This is a genomic window from Nocardiopsis camelliae, from assembly GCF_028993595.1.
GTDB classification, from domain to species: Bacteria; Actinomycetota; Actinomycetes; order Streptosporangiales; family Streptosporangiaceae; genus Nocardiopsis; species Nocardiopsis dassonvillei.
Genome location: NZ_CP118614.1, coordinates 1,116,525 through 1,142,625, shown reverse-complemented (window position 1 = coordinate 1,142,625; position 26,101 = coordinate 1,116,525). Strand labels below are relative to the sequence as shown.

17 protein-coding genes and 1 riboswitch are annotated in these 26,101 nt (G+C 72.8%); of the genes, 5 read left to right on the top strand and 12 right to left on the bottom strand.

Annotated elements, in window-relative coordinates; genetic code table 11:
* Positions 1-151 precede the first annotated feature (151 nt).
* The gene (locus PV789_RS05270; protein WP_274976384.1) at positions 152-1,474 is read left to right on the top strand and encodes an acyltransferase family protein; all 1,323 of its coding nucleotides are present in this window, start codon (positions 152-154) and stop codon (positions 1,472-1,474) included.
* Here PV789_RS05270 and PV789_RS05265 read toward each other — a convergent pair.
* Positions 1,471-3,531, bottom strand: coding sequence for a hypothetical protein (locus tag PV789_RS05265; RefSeq protein ID WP_274976383.1), 2,061 nt, complete (start codon positions 3,529-3,531; stop codon positions 1,471-1,473). The two genes, PV789_RS05270 and PV789_RS05265, sit on opposite strands and share 4 nt — an antisense overlap.
* Before the next feature lie 129 nt (positions 3,532-3,660).
* Between PV789_RS05265 and PV789_RS05260 the strand changes: the two genes are divergently transcribed.
* Both PV789_RS05260 and PV789_RS05255 read left to right on the top strand, forming a co-directional pair.
* Positions 3,661-4,440 (top strand): class I SAM-dependent methyltransferase, encoded by a 780-nt coding sequence (locus PV789_RS05260; protein ID WP_368045816.1) that lies wholly within the window; start codon positions 3,661-3,663, stop codon positions 4,438-4,440.
* Positions 4,437-5,195, top strand: a complete 759-nt coding sequence (locus PV789_RS05255; RefSeq protein WP_274976382.1) for a class I SAM-dependent methyltransferase — start codon at positions 4,437-4,439, stop codon at positions 5,193-5,195. Before PV789_RS05260 ends, PV789_RS05255 begins: the two co-directional genes overlap by 4 nt.
* Positions 5,196-5,358: 163 nt before the next feature.
* Here the strand turns inward: PV789_RS05255 and PV789_RS05250 are convergent, their stop codons facing one another.
* From PV789_RS05250 to PV789_RS05200, 11 genes are all read right to left on the bottom strand, one after another.
* Positions 5,359-6,843 (bottom strand): aldehyde dehydrogenase family protein, encoded by a 1,485-nt coding sequence (locus PV789_RS05250; RefSeq protein ID WP_274976381.1) that lies wholly within the window; start codon positions 6,841-6,843, stop codon positions 5,359-5,361.
* A gap of 126 nt (positions 6,844-6,969) precedes the next feature.
* Positions 6,970-8,235, bottom strand: coding sequence for a hemolysin family protein (locus PV789_RS05245; protein WP_274976380.1), 1,266 nt, complete (start codon positions 8,233-8,235; stop codon positions 6,970-6,972).
* A gap of 113 nt (positions 8,236-8,348) precedes the next feature.
* Complete coding sequence (gene ligD, locus PV789_RS05240) at positions 8,349-9,227, bottom strand: non-homologous end-joining DNA ligase (RefSeq protein WP_274976379.1); 879 nt, start codon at positions 9,225-9,227, stop codon at positions 8,349-8,351.
* Between the two features lie 126 nt (positions 9,228-9,353).
* Positions 9,354-10,298: an electron transfer flavoprotein subunit alpha/FixB family protein gene (locus PV789_RS05235; RefSeq protein WP_274976378.1), complete on the bottom strand. Its 945-nt coding sequence runs from the start codon at positions 10,296-10,298 to the stop codon at positions 9,354-9,356.
* A gap of 34 nt (positions 10,299-10,332) precedes the next feature.
* Positions 10,333-11,112, bottom strand: coding sequence for an electron transfer flavoprotein subunit beta/FixA family protein (locus PV789_RS05230; RefSeq protein ID WP_047870008.1), 780 nt, complete (start codon positions 11,110-11,112; stop codon positions 10,333-10,335).
* Positions 11,113-11,561: 449 nt separating this feature from the next.
* On the bottom strand, positions 11,562-13,820 hold the full coding sequence (locus PV789_RS05225) for a protein kinase domain-containing protein (protein ID WP_274976377.1): 2,259 nt from the start codon (positions 13,818-13,820) through the stop codon (positions 11,562-11,564).
* A 441-nt stretch (positions 13,821-14,261) separates the two neighbouring features.
* On the bottom strand, positions 14,262-15,050 hold the full coding sequence (locus tag PV789_RS05220; RefSeq protein WP_274976376.1) for an enoyl-CoA hydratase/isomerase family protein: 789 nt from the start codon (positions 15,048-15,050) through the stop codon (positions 14,262-14,264).
* Positions 15,051-15,110: 60 nt separating this feature from the next.
* The gene (locus tag PV789_RS05215; protein ID WP_274978053.1) at positions 15,111-15,854 is read right to left on the bottom strand and encodes an energy-coupling factor transporter transmembrane component T family protein; all 744 of its coding nucleotides are present in this window, start codon (positions 15,852-15,854) and stop codon (positions 15,111-15,113) included.
* 172 nt (positions 15,855-16,026) lie between these two features.
* Positions 16,027-17,658 carry an ABC transporter ATP-binding protein gene (locus PV789_RS05210; RefSeq protein ID WP_274976375.1) on the bottom strand — a complete coding sequence of 544 codons (1,632 nt, stop codon included), beginning with the start codon at positions 17,656-17,658 and terminating at the stop codon, positions 16,027-16,029.
* A gap of 2 nt (positions 17,659-17,660) precedes the next feature.
* Positions 17,661-18,281 (bottom strand): ECF transporter S component, encoded by a 621-nt coding sequence (locus PV789_RS05205; protein WP_274976374.1) that lies wholly within the window; start codon positions 18,279-18,281, stop codon positions 17,661-17,663.
* Positions 18,282-18,388: 107 nt separating this feature from the next.
* A riboswitch (TPP riboswitch) is annotated at positions 18,389-18,496 on the bottom strand.
* Positions 18,497-18,558: 62 nt separating this feature from the next.
* Positions 18,559-21,234: a transglycosylase domain-containing protein gene (locus PV789_RS05200; protein ID WP_274976373.1), complete on the bottom strand. Its 2,676-nt coding sequence runs from the start codon at positions 21,232-21,234 to the stop codon at positions 18,559-18,561.
* Positions 21,235-21,968: 734 nt separating this feature from the next.
* On the opposite strand from PV789_RS05200, the gene PV789_RS05195 reads away from it, so the two are divergent.
* Both PV789_RS05195 and treS read left to right on the top strand, forming a co-directional pair.
* Positions 21,969-23,939 (top strand): alpha-1,4-glucan--maltose-1-phosphate maltosyltransferase, encoded by a 1,971-nt coding sequence (locus PV789_RS05195; RefSeq protein WP_274976372.1) that lies wholly within the window; start codon positions 21,969-21,971, stop codon positions 23,937-23,939.
* A 112-nt stretch (positions 23,940-24,051) separates the two neighbouring features.
* Positions 24,052-26,100, top strand: a complete 2,049-nt coding sequence (treS, locus tag PV789_RS05190; protein ID WP_274976371.1) for a maltose alpha-D-glucosyltransferase — start codon at positions 24,052-24,054, stop codon at positions 26,098-26,100.
* Position 26,101 lies beyond the last annotated feature (1 nt).

Below are 26,101 nucleotides of genomic sequence, written 5' to 3'. Positions count from 1 at the left end.
GAGTCCAGATCTGGAACTGGGTCTAGTGGAACTAGGTTCAGTTCCGGGTAGAGTACTGCCCAGTAGCGAACGACGTCACCAGGGCGTGTCGAAATTTTTATAACGCGTTCTAGTGCTACACGTTCTGCCCTTTCCCCGTCCTGGAAGGCCCATGGCGCCCACCTCCTCCTCCGCGCCCGGGGACCCCGCCGCCGGTGCCCACTCCGCCGGCGCGCGCACCCCCGACCCCTCGCTGCTGCTGCCGCAGGTCGACGGCCGCCACGAGGCCCTCGACGGTGTCCGCGCCCTGGCCGCCCTGATGGTCCTGGTGTTCCACGTGGCCACCGAGACCGGCGACTCCCTGGCGCCGGGGGTGATGGGCGGCCTGCTGTCCGCCTTCGACGTGGCCGTGCCGCTGTTCTTCGCGCTTTCGGGCGTGCTGCTGTACCGGCCCTGGGCCCGCGCGGCCCTGGACGGGGTGCGCGGGCCGCGCGCCCGCCCCTACCTGTGGCGCCGCGCCGTGCGGGTCCTGCCCGCCTACTGGCTAGTGGCCGTGACGGCTCTGCTCGTCTACTCCCGGGACGAACTCGGCTCGCTGCGGTACTGGTGGGAGGTCCTGACCCTCACCTTCCCCTTCAACACCGACCCGCCGTGGGTGGGCACCGGCCCCTACGGCCTCGGCCAGATGTGGAGCCTGTCGGTGGAGGTCAGCTTCTACCTGCTGCTCCCGCTGTTCGGGCTGTTCCTGGCCCTGTGGGCGCGCGGCGGCCGGAGCGTGGACGCGCGGGGCCGGCGGCTGCTCGCGGGGCTGGGGGTGATGGCGCTGCTGGGCCTGGCCGCGCTGGTCCCGCAGTTCTATCCCGAGCCCCGCGAGTACATGCACGCCTGGCTGCCCCGGACCGCGGGCCTGTTCGCCGCCGGTATGGCGCTGGCCGTGCTCTCGGAGTGGGCCTGGCGCGAACCCGGCGCCGACGGCCCGGTGCGCCGCCTGTGCCGGACCCTGGGCTCCTCCCCCGGGGTGTGCTGGCTGGTCGCGGGCGGGTTCTTCGCCCTGAAGGCCACCGAGGCCTCCGGCGGGCGTTTCATCGGCTCGGGCGACATCTGGACCTCGGCCGTGGACTCGCTGGCCGGGATCGGGGTCGCGTTCTTCCTGATCGCCCCGTGCGCGCTGGCGCCGCGCCCGGCGGGGCCTCCCCTGCCGCTGCGGGAGGCGCGGGCCTGGCGCGGGGGCCGGTGGCTGGACTCACTGTTGCGGCACCGGGTGTGCCAGTTCCTGGGGCGGGTCTCCTACGGCGTGTTCCTGTGGCAGTTCATGGTGCTCTACCTGTGGCGCGACTTCACCGGCCAGGAGATCTTCACCGGGTCGTTCTGGCTGGACGCGGTGCCGGTGACGATCGGGACCGTGCTGCTGGCCGCCGCGAGCCACCGGTGGGTGGAGGAGCCCAGCCGCCGCTGGTCCCACCGCCTCTCCCGCGGGCGGGCTCGGAGCGCCTAGCTCCCAGCCCGGTCGTCATCCTCGGGCGCCCACGGGTTGCCCTCCACCGTCGGCGCCATGCCGCCCACCGACACCCAGTCCAGGCACAGCCCGCCCCGGTCCTCGGGGTCCTCGGGCACGAACACCGACAGCTGCTCGCCGGAGGCGCCCGCGGGCACGTACCAGGTGCCGTTCTCCTCGGCGGCGGGCAGCTCGACCTCGATCCAGTCGTCGCCCAGTGCCACCACCACGCCGACGTCCTCCTCGGCCGTGTAGCCGAGCGTGACGACCTGGGCGACGCCGCCGTGCGCCTCCACCGGCCAGGACACCAGCCCCTCCCAGGGCTCCAGGCACTCGTCCGCGGGCCCGGGGGCGAACATGTCGCTGTCGTCGGAGGGCCGCGCCGGGACCAGGAACCCGGCATCGTTGAACACGTACGCGGTGGCGGCCTCCTCGGGCACGGCCATCCGCTCGGCCACGTCGTCCGACGCCAGCGGCGGCAGCACCCAGGAGCTCAGGCGGCGCTGGCCGTTCCACTCCAGGACCACGTCCTCGGGGACCGGGCGCGCGTACAGGCCGCCCTCCTCCGGGACGTCCGCCAGCGCCGTGCGCACCGTGTCCAGGTACCACTGGAGGCGGTCGCCGCTCAGGGTCTGGGCGTAGGCGTGGGTGGAGTACCCGGCGGCCACCGCGTACACCGCCGTCGCCAGCGCGGCCGCGACCCGGGCGGCGCGCCGGGGCCGCACGCGGTAGGGCTCTCCGTCCGCCGGGGCCGACGAGGCCCCGCCGACCAGGGCGCGCGCCCGCTCCTCCCTGGTGGGCAGGTAGGCCAGGGCCAGGCACAGGGCGAACACCAGCGCCGCGTCCGCCACGTACCGGGGGTCGGCGGCGGCCACGTCCTGGAACCGGCCGCGCGCGATGATCGTCGGAACGACGTCCACGACCACCAGGTAGGCCAGCAGCAAAGCCCAGGCCCGCCACGCCCCGCGCCGCATCCGCAGGCTGACCAGCACGATCACGGAGAAGACCGCCCAGGCGGCCAGCACGGTCACGCCCGGCACGTCGACCAGGCCGCCGGTCGGGGTGACCGGGCCCCACTCCAGGGGCCCGCCCAGCGCGCCGACCGGGAACACCTCGGTGAGCAGCCCGCGCAGCATCGTCAGGGCGGGTTCGCTCTGGGGCACGCCCGCGCCCTCCCCGCCACCGGCCGCGCGCATCCGTACCAGGTAGAACGCCGCGTAGGCGGCGAACAGCGCGCCCATCGCCGCCCAGAACGGCCGGTGCAGGGCCCACGCCCGCCGGGCCCCGGCGACGAGCCCGCCGGGGTAGAGGTGGGCGACGGCCACGGCGAACAGCACCGGCGGCAGGAACATCGCCTTGACCGTGAACAGCATGCCGAACACGACGGCGCCGCCCGCCCGCCAGGCCAGCCGGTGGTCGTCCGTGCGCAGGTAGCGCACGGTCCACAGCACGGCGAGCACCAGGGCCAACTGGAGGGGGACCGCGTTGAGCGCCGCCGACCACCAGCCCAGCACGGGCACGGTCAGCGGGGCCAGCGCGTACACGGTCAGCGGGGCCAGCAGCGCCCATCGGCGGCCGAACAGCTCCCACACCAGGCGCAGGAACCCCACCAGCGCGGCGGCCTGGAGGGCGAGCATGGTACCCGCGCTGACCCACCACTCGTAGGGCCACAGGGCGGCCTGGAGGTAGACCAGGAACAGCGCCCCGGGCATCAGGTGGCCCTTGTGCAGGGTGAGCAGGTAGTCCGGCCCCAGGTCGCTGGCGTGGGCGTTGGCGAAGAAGAGGTAGTCGTCCTCCACGAAGTAGGACTCGCCCAGCACATAGACCCGCAGTCCCACTGCCCCCAGCACCACCAGCAGTCCCACCAGGACCAGGCGGTCGCGGGCGAGGCGGCGGGCGGCGGCCCACGCGGAGCGGAGCGTCCCGCCCGGGCCGGGGCCCTTCCCGCCGGGCTCCCGGACGGGGCGGCGTACCCTGGGTGCCCCGACCGGGCCGGGCCGCACGGCTTCGGCGCCCGGACCGTCGTGCCCGCGCGCGGTGGGGGGAACAGGCGGCATCGGCATCTCTCCCGCCGTAGTTGGCCGATCCGGAGAAGGGGTGCCAGAATACAACACGTTCCACTTTTTCCCTCGACCCTTGTCGCAGGCCACCCCGGCCTGGATGACCGGAACAGGAACACGATTCAGGTGCCGTGTTCCGGCGGGGTCGCGAGCACCGTGGAGGTGATGCGGGTGGGGCTCGAACAGGTCCGCCGCGACTGGACTCGGCTGGGTTCGGCCGAACCCCTGTGGGCGGTGTGCGTGGACCCCGGTAAGAGGGGCGGCGGCTGGGACGACGACGAGTTCCTCGCCTCCGGACGGGCCGACATCGACCCGTCCGTCGCCCGCATGGAGGAGCTGGGCGTCCGCCCCGAGGGGGGCCGGGTTCTGGACTTCGGGTGCGGCGCGGGACGGCTGTCCAACGCCCTGGCCGCGCACTTCCCCGAGGTCGTGGGGGTGGACATCTCCGCACCGATGCTGGCGGAGGCCCGCCGCCTGGACCGCTCCGGGGGGCGGATCGAGTTCGTGCTGAACGAGCGTCCGGACCTGTCGGCGTTCGGGGACGACTCCTTCGACCTGGTCTACACCGACCTGGTCCTCCAGCACCTGCCGCCCGCCCTGGCCGAGGGCTACGTGCGCGAGTTCGCGCGGGTGCTGCGCCCCGGCGGCGCCATGGTGCTGGGCGTGCCCGAGTCCGAGCGGCGCACCTTCAAGGGACTGGTGTTCCGGTACGCGCCGTGGCCGCTGGTGGCGCTCGCCCAGCGGGTGCTGCTGCGCTACCCGGCGCCGATGCGGATGCACACCCTGCGCACCGAGCGGATCGCCGAGCTGGTCCCGAACGGCCGGATCGCCGCCTCCGACGAGTACTGGGGCGGCGACCACTGGCGCCACCTGCGCCACTTCGTGGTGCTGGAGGCGGGCACGTGACCGCGAACGCCGCGGGCGGGGGCACCGTCCCCTTCCGCGCCACCCTGGGCCGGTCGGTGCGGCTGTTCGCCGCCTTCCGCAGGGAGCAGGCCGACCCGGCGTTCTTCTACGGCACGCTCGCCCGCGACACCGTCGCGCAACTGCGCTCCTACACGCCGCTGGAGGGCAGGCTCGTGGTGGACGTGGGCGGCGGCCCGGGCTACTTCGCCGACGAGCTGAGGTCGGCGGGGGCCCGCTGCCTGTGCGTGGACGCCGACGCCCACGAGATGACGCTGCACGGGCGCGACGCCGACGCGTACGGCGTCCAGGGCAGCGCTCTGGACCTGCCGCTGCGCAGCGGTTCGGTGGACGTGTGCTTCTCCTCCAACGTGCTGGAGCACGTGCCGGACCGGACCCGGATGGCCGACGAGATGGTGCGGGTGACCCGGCCGGGTGGGCTGGTGTACCTGTCGTACACGCTGTGGCTGTCCCCGTGGGGCGGGCACGAGACCTCGCCGTGGCACTACCTGGGCGGCGCGTACGCGGCGGAGCGGTTCGCGCGGCGCCACGGCCGGCGGCCCAAGAACGACTTCGGCCGCACCATGTACGCCGCGCACGCCGGGGAGATGCTGCGCTGGACGCGCGGGCGCACCGACGTGGACGTGGTGGACGTGCGCCCCCGCTACCTGCCCGGATGGGCCGGGCCGATCGTGCGGGTGCCGCTGCTGCGCGAGGTCGTCACCTGGAACCTGCTGCTGGTCCTGCGCAAGCGCTAGGGACAGGCCGGAAACGTTGCTGGTGTGACGCGAGGGGCCCGACCCTCGGTGATCCGCCCCTGGCGGCGCTGTGGGCCGTCGGCATCGCCGCTCGGAGGGGGATCATCCCCGGCGGGCGCACCACGGCGGACCTTTTCCGGCACAGGACCGGCCGCCGCCCTGGTCACTCCAGACCGAACGGCATCCTGCGGCGCGTGTGCTGGAGGCTGACCCAGTGGTCGGCGGTGAACTCCTCCATCGCCCACTCGCCGCCGAACCGGCCGAGCCCGGAGTGGTTCTCGCCGCCGAAGGCGGTGTTGGCCTCGTCGTTGAGCGTGGAGTCGTTGACGTGCGTCATGCCCGCCCCCAGGCGGCGGGCGAAACGCACCCCCCGCTCGGCGTCGCGGGTGTGCACCGCGCTGGACAGCCCGTACTCGGTGTCGTTGGCGATGCGCAGCGCGTCCTCCTCCCCCTCGGCGCGGATGACCGTGGCCACCGGGCCGAACACCTCCTCGGCCGCGCTCGGCATGCCGTTGTCGGCCAGCAGCAGGTGGGGCGGCAGGACCCTGCCCGCCGGGCCGGTCGGTTCGCCGGACAGAAGGAGCCGTGCGCCCTGCTCGACGGAGCGCTCCACCACGTCCCGCACGCCCGCGCACTGCTCGTCGTCGATGATGGGGCCGATCTGGGTGGCGGGGTCGGCGGGGTCGCCCACCCGCAGCGCCCGGGCGCGCACGAGCATCCGCTCGACCAGCTCGTCGTGGACGGCGGCGTCGGCCACGACCCGGTTCGTGGCCATGCAGATCTGGCCCTGGTGGTAGTAGGAGCCGAACACGGCGGCGTCCGCGGCCAGGTCGAGGTCGGCGTCCTCCAGCACCACCAGCGGCCCGTTGCCGCCGAGTTCGAGCGCGCGCCTCCTGAGCGGGGTCTTCCGGGCGATGTGGCGGCCGACCTCGGTGGAGCCGGTGAACGAGATCATCCGGGACAGCTCGTGGGTGGCCAGGGCGTCGCCGATCTCGCCGCCCCTGCCGACGACCACGTTGAGCACCCCGGGAGGCAGCCCGGCCTCCTCGTAGATCCGGGCGAGCAGGAGTCCGCCCGTGACCGGGGTGTTCTCGGCGGGTTTGAGGACCACGGTGTTGCCGAGGGCGACGGCGGGCGCGACGGAGCGGTGGGAGAGCTGGAACGGGAAGTTCCACGGGCTGATCACCGTGACCACGCCGAGGGGTTCGCGGTAGACGCGGTTCTCCTTGCCCGGGGTGAGGCCGGGCAGGATCCGGCCCTGGACCCGCGTGGGGTAGGAGGTCACCTCGACCACGCCGCTGCGCACCAGCCCCCACTCGAACTCGGCGCGCTCGCGGATCGCCCCGGCCTCGTGGACCAGCCAGTCGACGATCTCCTCGCGGCGCGCGTCCAGGACGCGCAGTGCCCGCACGAAGACCTCGGCGCGCTCGGCGGCGGGGGTCGCCGCCCAGCCCGGCCACGCCCGCTGCGCCTCGCGGTAGGCCAGGTCCACGTCGCCCTCGTCGGCCAGCCGGATCTCGGTCAGGACCGTGTCGTCGTAGGGGTCCACGTCCTGGACGACGCTCCCGGACGACCCGTGCCGCCACCGGTCCCCGATGGGCATCCGGTCCAGTCCCGTGTAGGCGTCCGGCCTGCGGTCCGCGTGCATCGGCCCTCCCCTGCTTCGGCGTCACTGGTGCCACGGTCACCCCTGCCCGGGACCCGGGCAACGGGACTTGCCGCCTCTTGGCCAACTGTTCAGCGACTCCGCGACCGCCCTTGTCGCCCGGCGCCCTCAGCGGGCGGGGGTGAGCAGGAGTTCGCTGACGACACGGCCGTCGGCCCCGGTGACCGTGGCCGTCCAGCCGCCCAGGTCGACGCTCTCCCCGGGCCCCTCGGGGATGTGGCCGAGCAGGACCAGGACCATCCCGGCGACGGTCACGTAACTGCCCCGGGGCCGGTCGGTGAGGACGACGCCGAGGTCCTGCAGCTCGTGGACGGGGTAAGTGCCGGGCAGGCGCAGGGCGCCGCCGTCCAGCCGGGCGGGGGCGCGCTCGTCGGTGTCGGTCTCGTCGTAGATCTCGCCGACGACCTCCTCCAGCAGGTCCTCCAGGCTGACGATGCCGCTGACCTCGCCGCTCTCGCCGATCACGACGGCCAGTTGCTGGCGTTCGACGGTGAGCCGGTGCAGCGCGGCGGAGACCGTCAGCGAGTCGGGCAGCAGCAGCGGTTCGCGGGCCAGCTCCCGGGCCGTGCCCTCGCCCCGCAGGAGGTCGGACCAGTGCACCACGCCGACGATGTCGTCCACGTCGTCCCGGCCGACCAGCGGGGCGCGCGAGTGGCCGCGCTCGGCCAGGAGCAGGGCCGCCTCGCGCGCGGGCAGGTCGGCCGGGACGGTGTCCACGTCGGGGCGCGGCACCAGGACCTGGCGCAGCGTCCGACCGGTGATGTCGAAGGCCCCGGAGAGGATGGTGCGCTGCTCGGGGGTCATATGACCCTGGGCCTCGATCATGTCGCGCAGCTCCTCCTCGGTGGCCTCCTCCCTGGCGCCCTTCGGGTCGACCCCGCCGAGCCGGACGACCAGGTCGGTGGAGGCGCTGAGCAGCCAGATCGCGGGGCGCGAGAGCAGGGCCAGCGCGTTGAGCGGGCGGGCCACGAGCAGCGCCCAGGGCTCGGCGCGCTGCATGGCGATGCGCTTGGGGGCGAGTTCGCCCAGGACCAGGGTGACGAAGGTGAGCACGACGGTGACCAGCACGACCGACACCGGAGCCGCGTAGGAGCCGAGGAAGCCCAGCGGCTCGACCAGCGGGCGGGCCAGGGAGACGGCGGCGGTGGCGGAGGCGAGGAAGCCCGCGAGGGTGATGCCGATCTGGATGGTGGCCAGGAACCGGTTGGGGTCGCGGGCCAGCCGGGCCACCGCGCGCCCGCCCGGACCGCGCTCCTCCAGCCGCCTGATCTGCCCCTCCCGCAGCGTGATCAGGGCGATCTCGCTGCCCGCGAACACGGCGTTCACCACGACCAGGACCAGTACGAGGCCGATCTGGGCCCCGATGCCCTCCATGGGACTCCCCCGCGGTCGACTGTCGGTGTCCGGAGCTGGGATTCCTTCCCCCGAAACCCACAGGCCACACACCGCTCAACGGCTCCCCGCAGCCCTGACCCGCTTCTCCCGTCTCAGCCCAGGCGCTCCAGGGCCCGGCGCGGTGAGCGGGCGTGCCTGCCCATCCCCGCGAACGGGCACTCCTCGCGCTCCAGGTCGATCGTAAAATCCCGGGCCGTCTCCACCTTCTCCAGATCCTCCCAGGTCAGGGGCGCCGCGATCGGCGCGCCCGGCCTGGCCCGCACCGAGTACGGCACCACCGCGAGCTGTTCGCGGCCGTTGCGCAGGTAGTCCACGAACAGCCGGTCCCCGCGCGCGGCCTTGCGCACCTCGGTGGTCAGCTCGTCCGGCCGCCGGGCCGCCACCCGGTCCGCGACCGCCTCCGCCAGCACGCGGACCTCCTGGTCGTCCGCCTCGGGCCGCAGCGGCGAGCGCACGTGCAGCCCCCGGGAGCCGCTGGTCATCACGTAGGCGGCCAGGCCAAGCTCGTCGAGCACCTCCCGCACGTCCCGCGCCGCGGCGCGGCAGGCGGCGAAGGCCCCGGGGCCGTCCCCGGCGGGGTCGAGGTCGATCACCATCCGGTCGGGCAGGCCCAGGTTCGGCTGCCGGGACTGCCAGGCGTGCAGGGTGATCGCCGCCTGGTCGGCGCACCAGACCAGCGCGGCCGCGTCCCGGCACAGCATCATCCGACCGCCGCTGGTGTCCGCGGTCCGCACCCAGTCCGGGACCGACGGGTGCTTGACGAAGAAGCCCTGCGCGTCGATCCCGTCGGGGAAGCGCGCCAGGGCCACCGGCCGGTCGCGCACGTGCGGCAGCATCAGGGGGGCGATCCGGGCGTGGTACCGCGCCAGGTCCTCCTTGGTCGCCCCGCCCTCTCCGAACAGCGGTTTGCCGGGCCTGCGCACCTCCACCACGCGCCGTCCCGCGCGCACCCCCGCGGTCTCCGCCGCCATGGCCTCCCCCGTTCGCCGCCGTGCGGCCCGCCTACCCGGGCGGCGGCCCCGGAAAACGGTGCCCGAACGCGCGAACGCCCGGCCGGGGAGGCCCCTGGCCGGGCGTTCGCGCGTCGGAGCGCGGTGCTACTTGCGCTTGTTGATCTCCTCGGTCAGCTGCGGGGTGACCGCGTGCAGGTCGCCCACGACGCCGAAGTCGGCCAGCTCGAAGATCGGGGCCTCGGGGTCCTTGTTGATCGCCACGATGTTCTTGGCGGTCTGCATGCCCGCGCGGTGCTGGATCGCGCCGGAGATGCCCAGGGCCACGTACAGGTTCGGGCTGACCGTCTTACCGGTCTGGCCGACCTGGAACTGGTTCGGGTACCAGCCGGAGTCGACGGCGGCGCGGGAGGCGCCCACGGCCGCGCCCAGCGAGTCGGCCAGGTTCTCCACGACCGAGAAGTCCTCGGAGCCCACGCCGCGACCGCCGGAGACCACGATGGCGGCCTCGGTGAGCTCGGGGCGCTCGCCCTGCTCCTCGTGGACGCGCTCGACGACCTTGGCCTTCCTGGCCGCGTCGGAGACCTCGACCGACACCTGCTCCTCGGCGGCGGCGCCGGAGGCGGCCTCGGCCGGGACGGAGTTCGGGCGGACCGCGACGACCGGCACGCCGGTGCGCACGCGGGCGTGGGTGACGGTGGTGCCGCCGAAGATGCTGTGCTCGGCGACGACCTCGGCGTTGACGTCCACGACGTCGGTGAGCACGCCCGAGCCCAGCTTGACCGCGGCGCGGCCCGCGATCTCCTTGTTCTCGGCGGTGGCCGAGACCAGGACGGCGGCGGCACCCTTGTCCTGGGCGAGCTTGGCGAGCAGCTCGGCCTTGGGAGCCACGACGTGGTCGTCCAGCTCGGCCGAAGCCACGTAGACCTTCTCGGCGCCGTACTCGGCCAGGACGGCCCTGCCCGACTCGGCGCCGTCACCGACCCACACGGCCGCGGGCTCGCCGATGCGGCGGGCGGCGGTCAGCAGCTCGGTGGTGACCTTCTTGACCTGTCCGTCGACGTGGTCGACGAGGACGAGGACCTCAGCCATATCCCTTGAACCTTCCCTGAGTCTCTCGTTCGACCTAGACGAACTTCTTCTCGACGAGGAACTCGGCGATCTTCGCGGCGCCGTCGCCCTCGTCCTTGACCACCGTGCCCGCGGCGCGCGGCGGCGCGGCGTCGAAGTCGACGGTCTCGGTGGTGGCGTTGGCCAGGCCCACCCTGGCCGTGTCGATGCCCGCGTCGGCGGCGGACTTCTTGTCCACCGGCTTCTTCTTCGCCTGCATGATGAGCTTGAAGGACGGGTAGCGCGGCTCGTTGATCTTCTCGACCACGGAGACGACCGCCGGGAGCTGGGCCTCGACGAGGTCGTAGCCGTAGTCGGTCTGGCGCTGGATCCTGATGGTGCTGCCGTCGATGTCGACCTTGCGGGCGAACGTGAGCTGCGGCAGGCCGAGGTACTCGGCGAGCGCGGCCCCGACCACGCCGGTGCGGGCGTCGGTGGACTCCGAGCCCAGGACGACCACGTCGAACTCGATGGTGCCCAGGGCCTGCGCGAGGGCGTAGGCGGTCTGGAGCGAGTCCGAGCCGTGGAGGGCGTCGTCGTTGACGAAGACGGCCTTGTCCGCACCCATCGACAGGGCCTTGCGGATGGAGTCCGTGGCCTGGTCCGGTCCCATCGTCAGGACGGTGACCTCGCCGCCGTGCTTCTCCCTGAGCTGGAGCGCCTCCTCGATGGCGTACTCGCACAGCTCGTTGATGACACCGTCGGACGCAGCGCGATCGAGCGTGTTGTCCTCGGGGTTGAGCTTCCGCTCGGTCGCCGTGTCCGGGACCTGCTTGACCAAAACGACAATATTCATGGCCGGTGGCCGACCTCCCTGCACTCCATGATCCGCCGTGCGGCGGCCGGACGCTGGCGCGCCCCCTACTGCCAACAATGCCGAATGCCGTTCGGTCATCCGACGGCGGGGCCGCCTTCACGTTCAGACAGGTCCCGCGATGTGCTCATAGCCCAGATGTTACTGGCTAGTAGCTTGGAGGCCAACCCCTGGCCCCCGGTGTGACTGAGGCAACCCTAACCACCGCTGTGCCGCAGGTGCTCCGACCCCGGTCGGACCGCCTGCGCCGGACACCGGTCGCGGGTGCCCGCCTCCCGCTCCCCACCCTAGTCGCCGCCGATCCCGCAGGAACCGGTCACACCACCGGTAGCAGGTCGGGGTCCTCCCGCCCCGCGGGAACGCCGAAGGCCCCGGGCCGGAGCCCGGGGCCTTCGCGGTGCCCGGTGAGCCCTACGGCCCCCGGGCGGGGATCACTGTCCGTCGAACCAGTCCGAGGGACCGCCGATCGGCACCCAGTCCGGAGCCGCCGACAGGCCGAAGGACAGGATGAGCATGGTCAGCAGCACGAGGCCGATGCACACGCCGACGTAGACGTACAGGTTGCGGTAGTGGACCCGGCGCACCAGCCACACCGCCTGGTGCCGCGCCTCGCGCCCGCTCGGCATGACGTAGCTGAGCAGGATCATCACGAAGATCGCGAAGGCCCCGGTGTAGTTGGCACCCTCGCCCGGCACGTCCGCGATCCGCGCGTAGATCATGCCGACCAGGATGCCCGCCAGCAGGTAGATCAGCCCGAAGCCGAGCGTGCGCAGCGCCATGCGCCCGAAGGCCCACGGGAAGCTGAGCGCCACCACCATGTTGTCGGAGTTGCGCGGGCCGCGCGTCTGGAGGCGGCGGGCGTGCTCGGCCTTGACCACGTCCAGGGCGCCCAGCGCGGCGATGATCACGACGCCCAGGATCAGCCCGAACCAGGGGAAGAGCAGGGACACACCGGCCACGGAGACCAGCATGGGCAGGATCGTCAGCGGGTGCATCCGCCACGACCGCTCCTCGTACTCCTCGCCCTCCTCGTCGGAGTCGTCCGGGAAGTAGTCGCTCACCCGGTCGCCGCCGCCGCGACGGAACCGGCCCAGCAGGCCGCCGCGCCGCTCCTCGTACTCGTCCCCGTCGAACTCCTGCGTCCGGTTGCTGCCCCGGCCGTCGTCCACCGGGGTGAGGATGTCGGCGAAGTCGCCCTTGTGCAGCGGGGTGTTGAAGAACTGCGTGTGCGGCGCCTGGTGGCCCTCGTCCTCGTACTCGTCGACGGGGCGCCGGGCGTACCCGTCCCGGTCGACCGGGTCCATCATCATCGTGCCCTGCGGGTCCTCGCGGGAGAACTCGTCGGGCTGGATGCGCCGCGTGCCCAGCACGTCGTCCGGTTCGTCGCGGACCGGGCTGATCCGCATCGTCCCCTGGGGGTCGTCCGGGTCGTCGGCGTCGCGCGGGGCGATGCGCTCGGTGCCCGGGAGCCCGTCGTCCTCGTCGTCCCAGCCGCGCCGCGCGCCGGAGAGGTCGTCGGTGGACTCCGGGTCGTCGGCGCGGCGGCCGTTCGCCGCGCCCGAGAGGTCGTCGGTGGACACGGGGTCGTCGACCAGCCCGCCGGAGTGCGCCGCGGAGGCCGGGCTCGCGGGGTCCCCGGACGGGGACCAGGCGCTGGAGGCGGGGCCGCCGGTGTGCGAGGGGCCCCAGCCCTGGTCGTTCTGGGCCGCGCGACCGGCCAGGTAGCCCGCCGCGCCGCCGAGCGCGGCACCGGCCGCGCCCGCCGCGGCGGCGCCCGAGCCGCCGCTGCCCGGTTCCTCCCCGGTGCCCCCGGCCGTGGTCGGGTGGTACACGGTGTGGCTGCCGGTGAGCCCGGTGGGACGGCCTCCCGCGTCCTCGGTCCAGGGCAGGTCGAGGTTGAGGCGGCTGGCCTCCTCCAGCAGTTCCTCCGCCGTGGGGCGGCTGCGCATGTCACGGGAGACGGCGCGGTTGACCAGCGGCCGCAGCGCCTCGTGCATCCCGTCCATGTCGATCTCGCCGTTGAGGATGCGGAAGAAGATGACCTCGAAGGTGCCCGCGCCGTAGGGCGGGCGGCCGGTGGAGGCGAAGGCGACGGTGCCGCCCCAGGCGTGGATGTCGGTGGCCGGGCCCAGGTCGGTGCCCTCGATGACCTCCGGGGACAGGTAGCTGGGCGTGCCCACGAACGTGCCGGTCTGGGTCAGCTTGGCGCCGTCCACCGCGTGCGCGATGCCGAAGTCGATGACGATCGGCTCGCCGTTGGAGATGATCACGTTGCCGGGCTTGAGGTCGCGGTGGATCACGTCCACCGCGTGGATGTCCCGGATCGCGCGGGCCATGCCGGTGACGAAGCGGGTGAGCGCGCGGCCGCGCAGCGGTCCGTGGTTGGTGACCGTGGCGTCCAGGGTCGGGCCGGGGATGTGCTCGGTGACCACCCACGGCAGCTCGGCCTGGGTGTCGGCTTCGATGACCTCGGCCACGTTGGGGCTGTGCACGCGGCGCATGGTCTCGACCTCGCGGGCGAGGCGGGCCCGGGCGATGTGGTCGCCCGCGACCTCCGGCTTGAGGACCTTCACCGCGACGAACTGCTCGGTCCGGGGGTCCTCGGCCTGGTACACCACGCCCATGCCGCCCTGCCCGATGCGGCGGCGGATGACGTAGTGGCCGATGCGCTCCGGCAGCTCCTCACCCATGGGGAAACCTGCCGACATTGCCATCGAGAACTCATCCCCTCAAAAGACCACATACCACCGCGTCCAGCTTAGCGGCCGGGGGATGGGTCACCATTGGCTTGTTCGTCCCGGTCTCGGGCCCGTGTGGTCGCTTCCGCACCGCCGGGCGTCCGGGGTTCAGGCGGCGCGTCCGTCCGGGGGCGACCCTCACGAGTATGACGGAAAACTGGCGTGGGCGGTTCCCTCCCTCCCGTCCGGACTGGCCGGATCCGGACGTTCGGCCGAACCCCCCGTGACACCGTTCGATCCAACGAGCGGGGTGAAAAGTTCTCGAATCCACCGAAACGGCTGCGGGGCGGACGGCACGACGCCGTGTGCCGCCGCCCCGACCTGCTGTTCCGGCGCCCGGTCGGCTCGGACCGGTCCGGTCCGGCGGCCCTCCGGCGCCGCTTCAGCGCCCCGTCAGCGCCCCTTGAAGGCGGCCTTGCCGGGTCCCTGCTCGACGAAACTGCGCATGCCGTCCTTCTGGTCCTCGGTCGAGAACAGGCCCGCGAAGTGCAGGCGCTCGATCTCCAGACCGGTGTCCAGGTCCGTCTCCAGGCCCCGGTCCACCGCCTCCTTGGCCGCGGCCAGCGCCACGGCCGGACCCTGGGCGTACCGGGCGACCAGCGCCACGGCGGCCCGGTAGACCTCCTCGTCCGGGACGACCTGGTCCACCAGGCCGATCTCCCGGGCCTCGTCCGCCTTCACGTGGCGACCGCTGAAGATCATCTCCTTGGCCCTGGAGGAGCCGATCAGGCGGGGCAGGCGCTGGGTCCCGCCCGCGCCGGGGATGACGCCGAGCTGGATCTCGGGCACGCCCAGCCTGGCCCCGGCACCCGCCACCCGGAAGTCCGCGGCCAGTGCCAGCTCCAGGCCGCCGCCGAGCGCGTACCCGGTGACCGCCGCCACGACCGGCTTGGGGATGCGGGCCACCAGGTTCAGAGCGCTCTGGAGGTCGCGCGCGTAGCCGAGCATCTGCGCGGCGGTGAGGTCGGCCATCTCCTTGATGTCAGCGCCCGCGACGAACACCCGCTCACCGCCGTAGACGACCACGGCGCGCACGTCCGGGTCCTTGGCGACGCGGGTCGCGGCCTCGGCGATCTCCGCGGTGAGCGCGGCGTTGAGCGCGTTCACCTTCGGCCTGTCCAGCCGGATCACGGCCACGGCCGGATGGTCCGGATCGGTCTCCACACGCACGAACTCGCCCACGGTCTGCTGCCCCTCACTACTCGGACGTCACCACTGTCTCCGAACTGCTTACCACCCGGTTCAGGAGAAGAGCAGCACCAGGGTGCCCAGGCGTGCGGACAGGGTGTAGGCCGCCGCCAGGAGCAGGGCGGCCCCCGCCAGCAGCAGCGTGTCCGCGGTCCGCCAGCGGCTCTCCCGGGCGCGGGTGCGCGGCCCGGTCCCGAAGGCGCGCGCGTCCATCGCCGCGGCCAGCAGCGTCCCGGTGCGGATGGAGCGCACCAACAGGGCGAACAGGCGGCCGAAGAACAGCGCGACCGCCCTGACCGGGTCGCGCCCGGCCTCCAGCCCGCGAGCCCTCCGCGCCAGTGTGATCGTGCGCCACTGGTCGGCGAGCAGCGGGACGAGCCGCAGCGCCGCCAGCACGCCCATGGCGGGCCGCTCGGGGAGCCGCAGCCGCTGTACCAGGGCGTCGGCGGTCTCCGTGGGGTCGCTGCTCACGGCGGCGAGCAGCCCGGGCAGGGCGATGGCCAGCAGGCGCACCGCGGCGCCCAGCGCGCCCTCCGCACCGTGCTCCCCGTACAGGTAGTTGACCAGCCCGCTGGAGAGCCCCATGAGCAGGAAGGGCCCGCCCAGGACGAGCAGGGTGCGCCGGTCGATCCCGCTGAACGGCAGGAGCAGCAGGACGCCCGCCAGCACCGCGCCGCCGGTGACGGCGTCCACGGCCGGGACCAGGCCCACGCCCAGCAGCAGGGCGGCGAGCAGTTTGGCCGCCGGGTTGAGCCCGACCAGCCAGAAGCGCGCCCCGCCGTCCGCGGGAGCCTCCAGGGTGAGCGCGTCCCCCGGCGGGGCACCGGCCCCGCCCTGCCCTCGTACCTCGTCCGGTACACGGACCTCATCCGGCGCACGACGGACCTCGTCCGTCTCTCGGTTCCCCTCCGGCACGCGGGCCCCGCCCGGGACACGGTCCCCGTCCACGGGTGTGTCCGGAAGCCTCCGGTCAGCCACGGCTCCCCCTTCCCACCGGCGTGTGCCCCGCGGGCCCGGTCGGCTCCGGCGGGCCGGGCGGCTCCGCCCCGGCGCCCGCGTCCGGTGCGGCGGCCTCCTGGACGGCGCGGCCCCCGGCCACGCGCACCCGCGCGTCGGCCAGACTCCGCAGCAACAGGTCGTCGTGGGTGGCCATGACCACCGCGCGGCCCGCGGACCGCAGGGTGGCGAGCAGCTCCACGAGTTCGGTCCAGGTCCGGGTGTCCTGGCCGAAGGTGGGCTCGTCCAGGACGAGCGCGTCGGGCGCGTGCGCGGGGCCCGAACTGAGCGCCGTGGCCACCGACAGCCGCCGCTTCTCACCGCCCGAGAGCGTGTAGGGGTGCACGTCGGCCAGCGCGGACAGGCGCAGGCGCTCCATCAGCTCGCCCACCCAGGCCTCGGTCTCGGCCTCGCCCATCCCGGCGCGCAGCGGGGCGAAGCACAGCTCGTCGCGCACGGTGGCGGTGACGAACTGGTCCTCGGCGTGCTGGAAGACCGTGCCCACGTACCGGGCCAGCCTGCGGGCGGGCCAGCGCACGAGCGGGCGCGGGTCGGCCCCGGCCAGCGGCCCGCGCGGCAGCACCGCTCCCCGCTGGGGCCTGGACAGTCCGGCGAGAAGGGTCAGCAGCGTGGACTTGCCCGCGCCGTTGGGTCCGGTCAGGGCGGTCGCGGTCCCGGCTCGGACGGTGGCGTCCACCCCCTCGAACACCGTGCGCCGCGGTGCCGCGCGCACGCCGAGCTGGCTCGGGGTGCGCGCCGTGACGCCCACGGCCTCCAGCAGGGGCTCACCGCCCGGCGCGGGCTCAAGGACGGGCGCGGGCTCGAACCCGGGCACCCACACGCCCTGCGCGGCCAGCGAGCGCCCGTGCTCGGCGAACACGGTCCCCGGCGGCCCGTCGGCGACGACCCCGCCGCCGGGCGCCACGACCACGACCCGGTCCACCAGGTCCACGACGTCGGCCACCCGGTGCTCGACCAGCACCAGGGTCGCCTCGGTCTCGGCGAGCAGGCGGGCCAGCACGCCGCGCACCAGCGCGGCCCCGGCCGGGTCGAGGTTGGCGGTGGGCTCGTCCAGCAGCAGCAGGCGGGGGCGCATCGCCAGGGCCCCGGCGATCACCAGGCGCTGCTTCTCACCGCCCGACAGCGCGCCGGTCGGGTGGCGCGGTCCGTACGGGAAGCCCACGGCCTCCAGTGCCTCGTGGACGCGTGGCCAGATGAGGTCGGGGGCCACGCCCAGGTTCTCCGGGCCGAAGGCGACGTCGTCGCCCGCGCGCGCCATCACCAGCTGCGTCTCGGGGTCCTGGCTGACCAGGCCGACCGAGCCCCGGCTCCGGTCGGCGGGCTCTCCGTCCAGGAGCAGGGTGCCCTCGTGGTCGCCGCTGATGGCGGCGTCCTCGCCGGTCAGGCCGGCCAGCGAGTGCAGCAGGGTGGACTTGCCCGCGCCGGAGGCGCCCAGCAGCAGCACGCGTTCACCCGGCTCGATCACCAGGTCCACGCCGCGCAGCGCGTGGGACCCGCGGCCCGAGTGCCGCCAGCCCCAGCCGGAGAGCTCCACGCGCGCGCCGGGGCCCCCGGCCGCCGTCCGGCGCCCGTTCGCGGAGGCCACGGTCAGCCCCTCGCGGACGGGAAGGGGGCCAGCGCACCGGAGCGGGCCAGGGCGGTGGTGAGCAGGCGGGCGCCCACGCCCGCGATGAGGGCGGCGCTGACCACCACGATGACGCCGTAGGTGATCTGGTAGGACAGCGGCCAGGTCACGTTGTAGGCGAGGTTGTCGCGGATGGCCGGGGAGACGCCCGCGACCGCCGCCGCGAGGACGGCCACGCCCATGCCCCAGCGGCGGTAGCCGAAGGCGAGGAAGACGAGTTCGGGCAGGATGCCCTGGAGGGCGCCGTCGAGGATGACCATGATCCCCCACTGGGTGCCCAGGAGCGCCGACACCGAGGCGGCGGCGACGGCGGTGAGCAGGGCCGCGCCGGGCTTGCGGATGATCAGGCCGCCCAGCACGCCGGAGATCAGCCACATGCCGTAGACGACGGCCTGCGCGGGCGGGAAGCCGACGAAGAGCGGGGTCGTGACCGACCAGACGATGTTCCAGAGCCAGAAGACCACGCCGACCGCGACGCCGATGACGGCGGCCACGACGATGTCGACGGTGCGCCAGCTCCGCAGCCGACCGAGGACGTCGTGCCGGAAGCCGGTGCCCTGGGGGGTGGTGGTGTTCCTCTTCATTCGGTGTCCCTTCGCCGGGGGGTGCGAGGGGCCCGTGCGGCCGAGAGCGGCGCCGGGACGCGTTCCGCGCGCGCCGGGACGTCCCGGTGCGCGGGAGCACGCCACCGGTGACGGTTCCTACGACTTCCTTCGCTGGCATGACCCAGATCAGGTGTGTAAGGGTCTGCGGCCTGGTGCCGCACTCTCAGCGCTCGCGCGCTCCCCTGTCGGTTTCACCCATTTTGAACACGGGGGAACGCCGCGGTGTTCCCGGGTCCCGTCAGCGCACGTCGGGGCCTCAGTCCCCGGGACCGGCGCCGCCCTCGGGCACCTGCGGCTGCGGGGGCGTGCCGTTCCAGGGCGCGCCGCCGTCCCCGCCCGGGGACTCGCCGCCACCGCCTTCCCCGGTACCTCCGCCTCCGCCGCCTCCGCCACCGCCTTCCCCGGTACCACCGCCGTCTCCACCACCGCCACCGGTGTTCCCGCCGCCACCGCCGGTACCGCCACCACCACCGCCGGTCGAACCGCCGCCTCCGCCGGTGCCGCCGCCACCGGTCGAACCCTCGCCGCCTCCGGTACCGCCACCGCCGCCGGTCGAACCCCCACCGCCGGTGGCCTCCTCACCGCCGTCACCGGTGCCGCCACCGCCGGTCGAACCGCCGTCACCCCCGCCGTCACCGCCGCCACCGGCCGCGACGCCGCCGTCACCGGTACCGCCGCCTCCACCGCCTCCACCGGTGTCGCCGTCGTCGCTGTCGCCACCGCCGCCCGACGGCTTGTCAGAGGCCTTGCCGTAGATCTTCGGCGAGGGCGCGAACTCCTCCTCCGGCAGGCCCGCCACGGCCTCGCGCATGGTGGCCTGCCAGATCGGGCCGGGCAGCGTGGCCCCGTAGACGATGCCGTAGTAACGGTCGCCGATGGTCACGCCCTGGAGAGTGTGCTGCTCCCCGCCCCGGATGTCCCCGACCACCACGGTCCCGGCCAGGTTCGGGGTGTAGCCCGCGAACCACGCGTAGGCCGCGCTGTCTGTGGTGCCGGTCTTGCCCGCCACCGGGCGCCCGATCTCCAGGCCGTTGGCGGTACCGCCCTCGAAGGTCTGCTGGAGCAGGTGGTTGACGCCGTCGGCGACCTCGGTGTCCAGCGCTCCCTCCTCGCACTCGGTGCCCATCTCGATCTCCTCGCCGTCCTCGCCCTCGAAGAGGACCGAGGCCACGGGGACCGGCTCGCAGTAGGTGCCCCGGGAGGCGAAGACGGCGTAGGCGCTGGCCATGGTGAGCGGGGAGACCTCCTGGTCGCCCAGGGTGAAGGAGCTCCACACCTGCAGGTCCTCGCCGTCCGCGCGGTGGACGCCCAGGCTCTGGGCCATCTCCGCCGTCTCGCACAGGCCGACGCGTTCCTGGAGCTGGGCGAAGTAGGTGTTCACCGAACCCTTCGTCCCGCTGATCATGTTGTGCTTTCCGCCGTCGCTCTCCCCGGCGTTGCGCACGTCCCAGGGCGACATCCTGCCGCCCTCGCAGTTCTCCAGGCCGCTCACCGTCGTGGACTTGGGCGAGGAGAAGCTGGTGTCGTACTCGAGCCCGGCGTCCAGGGCGGCGGCCAGGGTGAACGGCTTGAACGTCGAACCCGCCTGGTAGCCCAGCGACCCGCCGTCGTCGTGGTCCACGGACAGGTTGATCGAGGTGGTGCCCGGCTCGTCGTCGAAGCCGTAGCGCATGTTCTGGGCCATGACCCGCACCCGGCCGGTGCCGGGCTCCACGAGGACCTCGGCGGCGAACTTGTGGGAGTCGCCCGCGGGGACGTAGCGCTCGATGGCCTGCTCGGCGGCCTCCTGCATGTCCAGGTCCAGGGTGGTGCGCACGGTGATGCCGCCCCGCTCCAGTATCCGGTCGCGCTCCTCCTGGGTGTCGGCGAGCGCGTCGGAGCCGCCCAGCCACCGCATGACGTAGTCGCAGAAGAAGGGCTGCTCGCTGCTGAAGCAGCTGCCCGCGCGCGGGGTCTCGTCCACCTCCAGGCCCCGGCTCTTGTACTCCTCCGCCTCCGCGCTCTCCAGGTGTCCGGTGGCGACCATCCGGTCCAGCACCAGGTTGCGGCGCTCGACGGAGGCCTCGGGGTTGGTGAGCGGGTCGTAGTACGAGGGCGCGCGCACCAGCGCCACGATCGTGGCGGCCTGCGCGGGGTCGAGTTCGGAGGCCGGGACGGAGAAGTAGCGCTCGGCGGCGACCTCGATGCCGTACGCGTTCTGGCCGAAGTAGGCGAGGTTGAGGTAGCCCTCCATGATCTCGTCCTTGGTGAGCTTCTCCTCCAGCTCGATGGCGTAGCGCAGCTCCAGCACCTTGCGGGTCAGGGTGCGCGCGTTGGCGCTCGCCAGCTCCTCCTCGGTGTCGGCCTGTTCCATGAGGAGGTTCTTCACGTACTGCTGGGTGATGGTGGACCCGCCCTGGGTGTTGCCCAGTGCGGTGCGGACGGCGGCGCGCAGTGTGCCGCGCAGGTCCAGCCCGGCGTGCTCGTAGAAGCGGTCGTCCTCGATCGCCATGAGGGCGGCGGGCACCCAGGGGCTGATCTCGTCCAGCGGCACCACGTCGCGCTCGCGCTCGGCGACCTCGGCGATCGGTTCCCCGTCGACGTCGGTCAGCAGCACGCGCTCGGCGGGGTGCGGCACGGCCAGGTCGCTGGGCAGGGCCATGAAGGCCGCGGCGGAGTCCTTGGCCGCCAGTCCGAGACCGCCGACCCAGGGCATGACCAGCGCCGCCGTGAGCAGCCCGGCGACCGCGCTGGTTCCGGCCAGGCGCTGGACCGTCTCCCGGCGGTCCCCCGTCGGGGTCGGCTCCGACACCTTTCGGCGCAGGACCTCGGTCCACCGCCGCACACGCGGACCCGCGGCGGCCGGTACCGCGCGGGAGAGGGCCCCGCGCCGGTTCCGGCGCGGGACCTCGTGCCGCCGCCCGTGCGGCGGACGCTGGTTGGACTCCGTCACGTCGCCCCCTACGGCCGTGTGCCGCCCCGCCCGCGGGACGCGCGGGCAGGCAACTCCGTCGACCACGCTCTCAGGGCGGACGTAAAGGGCGTACCGGGTTGACGGGCGCGTCAGCGAAAAACTTCCTCAATGACAAGCAAAGCACCGCATAGCGAACATATTTCGTCAATCACCATGAAACAGGCGCGTCACACACCCGACACCGGGAGGGGAGCGAGGCCGGAGAGGAGCGCGGGCCACGGGCGCCCGGATCCGTGACAAAAGTTCCTTAGGCGACCATTCGGTCACGCGCGGATGTCCGGAATACGGCCATACAGCTCGCGCGTGCATTCGGTCATCCCTACCCACCGCAGCACACCGTCCAACATGACCGATCAGTTTTCCGTCATTTCCACAGAATGCATCGGAAAACAACCACAGAGACACCTGAATCTGCTGTGTCCTTATGACCACTTTGAGAGGTTTACTCAGCAGAAACCCGACAAACACCGGCTCTTAGTACACGCACCCAGTGTGACTAGGATCACAGAAATTATCCGGCCCTGGCACTCCGCCAAACACCACAAGAGGGCAGACGATAGACAGCGGAGGGCACCGAAGCCTTAATCCGGACAGTTTCTGTTCCGGATACTCCGTGAACTCCGTCTTGCCCTGGATTAACTCCCGGTTATTTCCGCCTGCCGAAAAACAGCACGGTTCAGCGACGTCGAACCACGACAATTACGGTGTAGCCAGTGATCGGACGCCTGCCCATCCTCGATATCTCTCCAGAGAACGACCTCGGACCGGTGAAAGCCGTTCCGGGCGAACGCTTCACCGTGGGAGCGACGGTGATCCGCGAGGGCCACGACTCCCTCGCCGCGGGCGTCGTCGTCTACTCCCCCGCGGGACGCCGCGAACAGCTCGTCCCCATGCGCGAGCACGCCCCCGGCACCGACCGCTACGAGGCCTGCGTCAGCCTCCCCACGGAGGGGACGTGGTCCTTCGCCGTCGAGTCGTGGACCGACCCCTTCGCCACCTGGCACCACGTCGCGGGCGTCAAGCTCCCGCTGGGCCAGGACACCGAGCTCGTCCTGGAGGAGGGCGCCCGCCTGCTCGCCCGCGCCGGGCGACGGGTCCCGCGCCGCCCCTTCCTCAACGCCGCCGCCAAGGCGCTGCGCGACACCTCGATGTCCCCGGTGGAGCGCTTCGAGGCGGCGCTCACCCCCGAGGTCCTGGCCGAGATGGAGCGCGCGCCCCTGCGCGAACTGGTCACCAGGTCCAGGCGCACCAGCGTCGTCGTCCACCGCGAGCGCGCGCTGTTCGGCTCCTGGTACGAGTTCTTCCCGCGCTCGGAGGGCGCCCAGGTCGACACCGCGCCCGGCCAGGAGCTCTCGGGCACCCTCGCCACCGCGGCCAAGCGCCTGCCCGCCATCGCCGACATGGGCTTCGACGTGGTCTACCTCCCGCCGATCCACCCGGTCGGCACCGCCCACCGCAAGGGCGCCAACAACGCCCTGACCGCCGGTCCCGGCGACCCCGGTTCGGTGTGGGCCATCGGGTCGGCCGACGGCGGCCACGACGCGGTCCACCCCGACCTGGGCACCCTCGCCGACTTCGACGCCTTCGTCGCCGAGGCCCGCGAGCACGGCATGGAGATCGCCCTGGACCTGGCCCTGCAGTGCTCCCCCGACCACCCCTGGGTCACCGAGCACCCCGAGTGGTTCACCGCCCGGGCCGACGGCTCCATCGCCTACGCCGAGAACCCGCCCAAGAAGTACCAGGACATCTACCCGCTCAACTTCGACCGCGACTTCGAGGGCCTGTACGCGGAGGTCCTGCGGGTGGTCGAGCACTGGATCGCGCACGGCGTGCGGATCTTCCGCGTCGACAACCCGCACACCAAGCCGGTCGCGTTCTGGCAGAAGCTGCTCGCCGACGTCGCCGACAGGCACCCCGACGTGCTCTTCCTCGCCGAGGCCTTCACCCGCCCCGCCATGATGCGCACCCTGGCCAAGGTCGGCTTCCACCAGTCCTACACCTACTTCACCTGGCGCAACGGCAAGGACGAGCTGACCAACTACCTCACCGAGCTGAGCCGGGAGAGCGCCCACTACCTGCGGCCCAACTTCTTCGCCAACACCCCGGACATCCTGCACGCCTACCTCCAGCACGGCGGTCGGCCCGCGTTCGCCGTCCGCGCCGTGCTGGCGGCCCTGCTCTCCCCCACCTGGGGCGTCTACTCCGGTTTCGAGCTGTGCGAGAACACCCCCGCCGGACCGGGCAGCGAGGAGTACCTCGACTCGGAGAAGTACCAGTACCGCCCCCGCGACTGGGCCGCGGCCGAGGCCTCCGGCGAGACCCTCGCCGGCCTCCTCACGCTGCTCAACCGGCTGCGCCGGGAGCACCCGGCCCTGCGGGAGCTGCGCAACCTGCGCTTCCACCACGTGGACCGGCCCGAGATCGTCTGCTTCTCCAAGCACCGGCCCGGCACCGGCCCCAAGGACCCCGACGACGCCGTGATCGCCGTCGTCAACCTCGACCCGCACCACGCACGCGAGGCGACGGTGCACCTGGATCTGCCGTCCATCGGCCTCACAAGGGAGGAGGAGCTCAGGGTGACCGACGAGCTGACCGGCCGTTCCTACACCTGGGGTGCGGACAACTACGTCCGGCTCGACCCCGCGGCCGGTCCCGCGCACGTGTTCACCGTCAGCGGCAGATAGCGGCCCCGGAACCAGCGCACGGGGCCCGGTGGAGCCGCTGCTCCGCCGGAGCCCCGCCGTGTCCGAAACGCCTGTTGAACCGACGTCGAACATTCTTGGTGGGGAGCATTAGATGAGCAAAGACGAGCCCGGCCCCGGCGGACGCGGTCACGCCGAACACGGTCCGCTCGCCCCGGCCACCGGGGCCGCCACCGGCCCGCTGATGTCCTCCGGCGGCACCAGTGATCCCCACTGGTACAAGCACGCCGTCTTCTACGAGGTGCTCGCCCGGGGCTTCTTCGACTCCAACGGCGACGGCACCGGCGACCTCGCCGGTCTGGTGCAGAAGCTGGACTACCTCCAGTGGCTGGGCATCGACTGCGTGTGGCTGCTGCCGATGTACGAGTCGCCCCTGCGCGACGGCGGCTACGACATCTCCGACTACTTCAAGATCCTCCCGGAGTTCGGCCGCACCGCCGACTTCGTGGAGCTCCTGGACGAGGCGCACCGGCGCGGGATCCGGGTCATCACCGACCTGGTCATGAACCACACCAGCGACCAGCACCCGTGGTTCAAGGCCTCCCGCGAGGACCCGGACGGGCCCTACGGGGACTTCTACGTGTGGTCGGACACCGACGACCGCTACGACGGGGCCCGCATCATCTTCGTCGACACCGAGACGTCCAACTGGACCTACGACGAGGTCCGCGGCCAGTACTACTGGCACCGGTTCTTCTCCCACCAGCCCGACCTCAACTTCGAGAACCCGGCCGTCCAGGAGGCGATCCTGGAGGTCCTGCGCTACTGGCTGGACCTGGGCATCGACGGGTTCCGCCTGGACGCCGTGCCCTACCTGTACGAGCGCGAGGGCACCAACTGCGAGAACCTCAAGGAGACGCACGAGTTCCTCAAGCGCGTGCGCGCCGAGGTGGACCGGCTCTACCCCGACCGCGTGCTGCTGAGCGAGGCCAACCAGTGGCCGTCCGACGTCGTCGACTACTTCGGCGACTTCGAGTCCGGCGGCGACGAGTGCCACATGAACTTCCACTTCCCGCTGATGCCGCGCATGTTCATGGCGGTCCGGCAGGAGCAGCGCTTCCCGATCTCGGAGATCCTCGCCCAGACGCCGCCGATCCCCCGCAACTGCCAGTGGGCGATCTTCCTGCGCAACCACGACGAGTTGACCCTGGAGATGGTCACCGACGAGGAGCGCGACTACATGTACTCCGAGTACGCCAAGGAACCCCGCATGCGCGCCAACGTGGGGATCCGCAGGCGGCTCGCACCCCTGCTGGACAACGACCGCAACCAGATCGAGCTGTTCACGGCCCTGCTGCTGTCCCTGCCGGGCTCGCCCGTCCTGTACTACGGCGACGAGATCGGCATGGGCGACAACATCTGGCTGGGCGACCGCGACGCCGTGCGCACGCCCATGCAGTGGAGCTCGGACCGCAACGCCGGGTTCTCCAAGGGCGACCCGGCCCGCCTGTACCTGCCGCTGATCATGGACCCGGTCTACGGGTACCAGGCGCTCAACGTGGAGTCCCAGCGCGACAACCCCGGCTCGCTGCTGCACTGGACGCGGCGCATGATCCAGATCCGCAAGCGCCACCCCGTGTTCGGCACCGGCGCCTTCACCGAGCTCAACGCCACCAACCCGAGCGTGCTGGCCTTCATCCGCGAGCACGGCGACGACCGGATGCTCTGCGTCAACAACCTGTCGCGGTATCCGCAGCCCGTGGAGCTGGACCTGGGGCGCTACGCCGGGGTCGCCCCGGTGGAGTGCGTGGGCGGTGTGCGCTTCCCCGAGATCGGGGAACTGCCCTACCTGCTCACCCTGCCCGGGCACGGCTTCTACTGGTTCCAGCTGCCCGCCACCGCCGACCGGGAGCCCTCGGGCACGGGCCGGGACGGCATGCCTTCCTACGGACTGCCCGAGGCCGGGGCCCGGGTGCACGCCACCTTCGAGATCTCGCCGGTGTCGGCGGCCGCGACCCGGCCGCACGCACCGGACCACCCAGTGAGCACGACGTCCAGCATCCAGGCCGGGTTCTCCCCCGCGTTCGGTGACGGCGCCCGCACCCCCTCCCACGGGAGCGCGGTGCGCGCCTCGGGCCCCTCCGGCCCGGCCGCGGAGCGCACGGGCCGGGGTGGGGGCGAGAAGGGAAACGGGTCGCTCTGAC